We start from the raw sequence: 1,027 nt of genomic DNA, 5'->3' as shown, positions 1-1,027 counted from the left end.
AAGGGTATCCAGATAAAAAATTGGCAGTAAGTATTTAACTCCACATTATTTAATAATAACAAACAGTTACACTTACAATTGTCAAAGTAATAAATAGGTCTAAGACCTTAAAGTTAGAATAAAAAAAATGCAAGATCAATTTTCCCTAAAAGATAAAGTAGCCTTAATTACAGGAGGAACTTACGGAATAGGGATGGCTATGGCACAAGCCTTAGGTAAAGCCGGAGCCACTATTACATTTAATGCAAGAAGTGAAGATAAAGTAAGAGAAGCAGAGCTAGAGTGCAGAGCTTTAGGATTGGATGCATATGGTTATACTTGTGATGTAACCGTTGAATCTCAAGTCCGATTAATGGTAAGCGATATTTCGCAAAAACATGGAGATATTGACATTTTGGTAAATAATGCAGGAATCATCAAAAGAATTCCAGCTTTAGAAATGTCAGTAGAAGATTTCAATGAAGTCATAAATGTTGATTTAACAGGTCCTTTCATTGTATCAAAAGCGGTAGCTCCGGGAATGATACGCAAAGGAGGAGGCAAAATAATCAACATCTGCTCCATGATGAGCGAATTGGGTAGAGAAACTGTAACAGCCTATGCAGCGGCAAAAGGAGGTCTGAAAATGTTGACTAAAAATTTAGCTTGTGAATGGGCTGAATACAATATACAAGTCAATGGCATAGGACCAGGTTATATTGCAACTCCCCAAACAGCAGCATTGAGAGAAGAAGGAAACCCATTTAATGATTTCATAATGGCTAAAACTCCGGCTGCACGCTGGGGAACACCTGAAGATCTTGAAGGACCAACTGTTTTCTTAGCCTCTAAAGCATCCGATTTTATCAATGGTCACATACTATATGTAGATGGAGGGATTCTTGCTTATATCGGAAAACAACCCAAGTAAGGTATTAAACCTGCTTAAATAAGAATATAAAAGGTAGATATGCATAGTTTATTTTAGATTGTAGCATAGTTATTTCGGTTATAAATGATTAGTGTACTGCATATCTACTTTTATAGA

General features: G+C 35.9%; 1 protein-coding gene. It reads left to right on the top strand.

Features of this window, described 5'->3' with window-relative positions:
* The first annotated feature begins 127 nt into the window (after window positions 1–127).
* Entirely contained in the window at window positions 128–910 is a 783-nt protein-coding gene (locus HGC4_RS09880) for a gluconate 5-dehydrogenase (protein WP_050709973.1), read from the top strand.
* The last annotated feature ends 117 nt before the right edge of the window (window positions 911–1,027 follow it).

Origin of the sequence: Dysgonomonas sp. HGC4, assembly GCF_001261715.1 — a bacterium.
Lineage (GTDB): Bacteria > Bacteroidota > Bacteroidia > Bacteroidales > Dysgonomonadaceae > Dysgonomonas_A.
Note: the sequence above shows the minus strand (reverse complement) of the source record. Positions and strands in the feature narration are given on the sequence as shown.

Excerpts from the sequence above, each read along its gene's own strand:
- HGC4_RS09880 (WP_050709973.1), top strand. The coding sequence starts at position 128 with ATGCAAGATCAATTTTCCCTAAAAGATAAAGTAGCCTTAATTACAGGA.